Consider the following 5,575-nt stretch of genomic DNA (forward strand, 5'->3'; position numbering starts at 1 on the left):
CGGTCGACGTCGCGGAGCCGGGCGCGCTCGTGGTCGACACCGACGAGGGCCGGCGACGCGTCCACGCGGGCGACTGCGAACACCTGCGCGACGCGGAGTGAGGCGGCGCGGGGGTCGACTGCGGCGCGCGGATCGGCTCCCGTCGGACGATACGCGATCAGCCCGTCTCGGTCGCGTCGAGCGTCGATCGGGTCCCTGTCTCCGTTCCCGGCCCCGCTTCCGGTTCCGCTTCGGAGCCGGTCTCGGTTCTGGACCCCTCCGACTCCGCTGCCGACTCGGCCGCGACCGCGTCGTCGTCGCCGATCCGGACCGTCAACACCGGGACCGACGAGCCGCGGACGACCTTCTCCGCGACGCTGCCGAGGAGCAGTCGGTCGATGCCGCCGCGGCCGTGGGTCCCCATCACGACCAGATCGCAGCCCGTCTCCTCGGCGTGCGTGATTATCTCGCGGCTGGGCGATCCCTCGACGACGGCTGTCTCGACGTCGACGTCGCGGTCGGCGGCCAGCTCGCTGACCGTCGAGAGCGCCGCCTCGCCGTCGTCGTACAGGAGGTCGCCGACGCCCTCCCACGTCGTCTCCATCGGCATCCCGGCGTACCGCGCGGTGTCGACCACGTATATCGCCCGGACGGTCGCCCCGTGGACCGCGGCGAGGTCGAGCGCGTGGCACACCGCCAGCTCTCCCTCCGAGGAGCCGTCGGTCGGAACCAGAATTCGGTCGTATAGGGGCATGTTCACGTGTACCATATATCCGACGACTGATAACCCTTTGCGGTTCTTGCCGGTTCTTCGCGATCGTCCGAGAACGCTTCCGCTCCTACTGCGTGCGCGGCGCTAACGTCGTCGCGCAAGCCGGCGCGCCAAGGCGCGCGTTTATGACTCGTCCCGCTAATGGGGGAAGTATGCCCGACGAGATCCACCTGTCCCGCGTCGAATCGGCGCTCGAAGACCACGCGTACCCCGCCGACAGCGAGGCACTCGCCGAATCGTTTGCGGGCACGACGGTGCTTTTCGCCGACGGCGAGGGCGACTTGGGTGACCTGCTCGCGGACGTCGATCAAGAGACCTTCGAGAGCGCGGCCGACGCGTTCGCGGCGCTCCAGAACGTCCTCCCGATCGAGGCGGTCGGCGAGCCCGGCCAATCCGACGGCGACGCCTGACCGAGCCGGGAATCGTTCTCGACGCGCCGCCGTTCGTCACCGACACCCACGCCACGGCGCGTCTCGCATCGCTTTTGCCGCCGCGTCGCCCAGTACGGGTAATGAGTTACCGGATCGGACTCGTCGGCAAGCCCTCCGTGGGGAAGTCGACGTTCTTCAACGCCGCGACCATGAACGACGTACCCGAGGGCGCGTACCCGTTCACTACGATCGACCCGACCGTCGGCGAGGCGTACGTCCGCGTCGACTGCGCCGCTCCCGAGTTCGACGAGACCTGTACGCCGAGCGTCGGCGTCTGCCGCGAGGGGACCCGCTTCGTGCCCGTGAAGCTCGTCGACGTGGCGGGGCTGGTCCCGGGCGCGCACGAGGGGCGCGGACTCGGTAACCAGTTCCTCACCGACCTCAACGAGACCGACGTGTTGATCCACGTCGTCGACTTCTCCGGGAAGACCGACATCGAGGGCGAGGCGACCGAGGGCCACGACCCGCGCGAGGACATCGACTTCTTGGAGGAGGAGCTCGACGCGTGGTACCTCGACGTGTTGGAGAAGGGCTTAGAGAAGTTCGAGACGCGGTATCACGGCGCTGACGCCGCCATCGAGGCGGAGCTTGCCGACCAGATGTCCGCGTTCGGGACCGACAAAGACCGGATGAAACGCACCATCCTCGCGCAGGACCTCGAACTCGACCCGGAGACGTGGGACGAGACGGACCGGATCGAACTGGCCCGCGAGATCCGGAAGCGCACAAAGCCGATGGTGATCGCCGCCAACAAGATGGACACGCCGGAGGCACAGGCCAACTGGGAGACGATTACGACGGACCCCGACTACGACCACCTCTCGTTCGTCCCCGCGAGCGCTCACGCCGAGAAGGCCCTGAAGAACGCCGACGACGCCGGCGTCGTCGACTACACGCCCGGCGCGAGCGATTTCGAGGTCGTCGGCGACGTCTCCGGCGAGCAGGAGGCGGGGCTCGACCGGATCGGCGAGTTCGTCTCCGAGTACGAGGGGACGGGCGTTCAGGGCGCGCTCGAAGCCGCCGTCTTCGACGTGCTGGGCTGTATCGCCGTCTTCCCCGGATCCGCGAACGGGAGTAAAGACGAGAAGGGCGTCTTCCGCGACTGCTTCATCCTCCCCGAGGGGTCGACCACCGAGGACTTCGCGTACCACATCCACTCGGACATCGGCGAGGGGCTCCTCCACGGCACCGACTGCCGGAGCGGCCGACAGGTCGGGACCGACCGCGAACTCAGTCATCGCGACGTGATCGAACTGGTCTCGACGAACCAGGCCGCGCCCTGACCGGCTAAAACGGCGCGGTCCCGTCGCCGTCGCGCTCCGTCTCGGGATCGAACCCGACCGCCGGAACCGGATCGTTCCCTCCGGCCTCCGCGACCGCGTCCGGTACTGGCTCGTACTCGTCCGGACCGTGCCGGGCGAACTCGCTGTCGTACGTCTGGAGGTACCGGACCTGTTCCGGACTCAGTCCGTATATCGAGCCGAGAAGGAACTCGACCTCGTCGACGACTGCTTTCACGCCGCGTTCTCCCCGATAGTCGATGTCGCCGCTCGACTCGACGTGCCGGCGCAGCCCCGCTTCGAGGAGGTCGGCGTAGTGCCGAATCAGCGGCCGCCAAGGGGCGACCGCTGACCGCGCCGGGGCCGGGAACCGCCGGAACCGACCCTTCCCGAAGTCCTGCATGTTCCCGTAGGTCATGTGGTAGCCGTACAGCAGCGAGCTGTTCGCCGCCAGATACGCGAAGTCGCGCGCCGTCTCGGTCGGGAAGCAGTACTCTTTCATGTTGTTCAGGTCGTCGCCGCCTCTGGTCGCCACCAGCCAGTAGTTGAACGAGCGGCGGTGACGGACGCGGTGCGGCGACTCGTCGACCTCCCAGTCGCCGAGCGTCTTCGGCGCGTCGGAGAGCGCTTCGAGGACGCCGCGTTTCGTCTCGCCGCCCACCTTCGGAAACACGTCGAACTCGCTCCCCGGATCGCCTCCGATCCGATCGCGGAGGACCAAGTCGGCCGCCGGGCTCAGATCGTGTGACTCGATCGTCGCCTCGCGCGACTCGTCGGTGAACCTGAGGAAGTCGCTCGACCGGATGGCACCGGGAGACTCCTCCGAGCGCTCCGCGTTCCGGTCGCCCGATCCGGCCGGCCGCCCGGTAATAATCGTCGGATTGATCTCGACGCGGCTCCCCGAGCGGTCGAACACCTGTGACGGGCGTCGGGCGAACGAGGATATCTCGGCGGATTCGAATCCGTCCACGATGAGGTCGTGTTCGGCCCCCCGCTCGCTGCTCGACAGCACGCCGACGGTCACGATGTTCCCGAAGAAGCCGTCCGGGGACAGGAGGTGGAGTTGGCGTTCGATGAAGTTCCCCGATATCCCGCCCCTCCGAAGTTCCTCGTAGCCGACGCCCGTCTCCATCGACGTCAGGAGGCGTTTCTCGCCGTCGGTCAGCAGGTCCCCGTACGGGGGGTTCCCGAGGACGACGTCGAAATCGAGCGCGTACCCCGAGTCGGTCTCCGCGACTGCCTCCGGAAACTCGGCGATCCAGTGGAACGGTCGCCCTTTGATCTCGGGTAAATCCAGCGGAAGCGGCTGTCGCTCGACCCGCGTGAAGACTATCCTCTCTTCGAGGACGGCTTCGAGGTCTCGAACGAGTCGTTCCGACGCCTCGTCGGACTGCGTTTTGAGTACTCGCTCGCGCTCGCCCACGTCCAAGTTCGCCGTGGTCCCGGTGTGGAATACGTCGAAGCCGGCGGCTTCGAGGGTCGACTGCTGCCTGTCCGAGAACTCACCACCCCCGGCCGGTCTCGCCTTAACGTGTTGAACGCTCGGAGACACGTTCTCGGAGTCCGGTATCGACTCGACGAGCCGACGGAGCTCCTCGCGGCTCTCGACGTCTTCGTCCAGCGTCGTCTCGGACAGCAGCGAGACGTACTTTTCGTCGAGTTCCGGCCGGATCTCCTCGGCTAACAGGTCGCTGATCTCGTCGCGAGTGTCGGCGTCGACGTCGGCGTCGAACTTGTACGCCAGTCGCCGTTCCTCGAGTTCTGCGATGTCGTCGTTCCAGACCTCGGTTCGGCTCGTGTCGCCGGTGACGGGGAACCCGACCAGCGCGTTCCCGCGGACGACGTTCGCGTCGACGTTCGGGAGCTGCGCGTACGACTCTTCCCACCCGTTGTCCTCGATTACTTTGAGCCACACGCGGAGGCGGGCGATCTCGGTTGCGGCCTCGTGAACGTCGACGCCGAAGACGCCGGTCAGCGCGAGTTCCCGTTTCGCCTCGTACCGTCGCCCTGCGGACGGCTCGTCACCGTCGTTGAGGCCGGTGAGCAGCTTGATCTGTGCGCGGTGTAACCGGTCCACGGCCGCCGTGAGGAAGTGGCCGGAGCCGCAGGCGGGGTCGACAACCCGGAGGTCCGTGACGCGCTCCAGTGCCGCCGCGATCACGTTCGGTTCGTCGAACGGGACCGCGACCTCTACGGACCCCTCGTCCCGCCGAAGCACGAGTCGCTCCCGCACCGCGAAGTGGTCGAGTATCCCTCCCAGGTTCAGCCGGTCCAAGCGGCTCCGAACGACCGCCCGCTCGTCCGCGTCGTCGAACCGATCGAGGAGGGCGTCGACGACGGCCGCCTCGATCGCCGGTTCGACGGTGCGCTCCGTTATCCGTTCCGTGACGTCCGGCGGCGTGTATATGGCTCCGAGCTCCTCCTTCTGTAGCCCCACGTCGGGCTTCGCGCCGAGGTGGTTGATCACCTTCTCGAAGGCGGTACCGATGACCGACGGATCGAGGGTCTCGTTCGTCGCCTGTGGGCCCCCTCCTTCTGCGGTCCCCTCGATAAGCTCCGAGATGATCCGCTTCAAGATTCCGTCTTCGACGTCGTACGCCGCCTCGTTCGGAACGGCGGACCGGAACAGCCCGTCGTTGAGACACGGGACCCGATCGCGCCGCGAGTCCGGATCTCGGAGGTCCGGTGGTCGCTCCCGTTTCGGCGTGTTCAACAGGTCGGCGAACAGCGGTCGGATCTCGGACTCATACAGGCTCCCCGGCGGGTCCGACGCCTCGTACCGCTCGACTCGGGCGGCCAGAAAGCCGCGTTCGATCCCGTCGACTTCCCGCTCTTCGAGGACTCTGAGGAAGAGCAGTCGATTGACGAGCGCGAGCGCGAACCGCCGCCGTTCGGACTCCGGGGTCGACTCGTCCGGCGGCGAGACCGACGCGAGGAGGTTCGTCTCGAACGAGTGTTCCGTCCCCTCGCCGAACAGCACCTCGACGTACCGGTCGTAGAACTCCTCGACGTTTCGTCGCCGCCGCTCCCGTCGCTCTCGGCGAGCCTGCCGCAGACGCCGGTCGAGGTTCGCGCGCCCGAACTGCGCGCCGAATCCGGCGGCCGTCCAGTCC

At 67.5% G+C, this 5,575-nt stretch carries 4 protein-coding genes; 2 read left to right on the plus strand and 2 right to left on the minus strand.

Annotated features, from left to right (window positions below):
* Window positions 1-157: 157 nt before the first annotated feature.
* Complete coding sequence (locus BN903_RS04020) at window positions 158-733, minus strand: universal stress protein (protein WP_048076739.1); 576 nt, start codon at window positions 731-733, stop codon at window positions 158-160.
* A gap of 170 nt (window positions 734-903) precedes the next feature.
* Between BN903_RS04020 and BN903_RS04025 the strand changes: the two genes are divergently transcribed.
* On the plus strand, window positions 904-1,161 hold the full coding sequence (locus tag BN903_RS04025) for a hypothetical protein (RefSeq protein ID WP_048076514.1): 258 nt from the start codon (window positions 904-906) through the stop codon (window positions 1,159-1,161).
* Between the two features lie 101 nt (window positions 1,162-1,262).
* Window positions 1,263-2,465 (plus strand): redox-regulated ATPase YchF, encoded by a 1,203-nt coding sequence (locus BN903_RS04030; RefSeq protein ID WP_048076515.1) that lies wholly within the window; start codon window positions 1,263-1,265, stop codon window positions 2,463-2,465.
* Window positions 2,466-2,469: 4 nt separating this feature from the next.
* On the opposite strand, the gene BN903_RS04035 is transcribed toward BN903_RS04030, so the two are convergent.
* Window positions 2,470-5,575, minus strand: a 3,106-nt coding sequence (locus BN903_RS04035; protein ID WP_048076516.1) for an Eco57I restriction-modification methylase domain-containing protein, incomplete at its 5' end; no start/stop codon positions are given.

This window comes from Halorubrum sp. AJ67 (assembly GCF_000513435.1).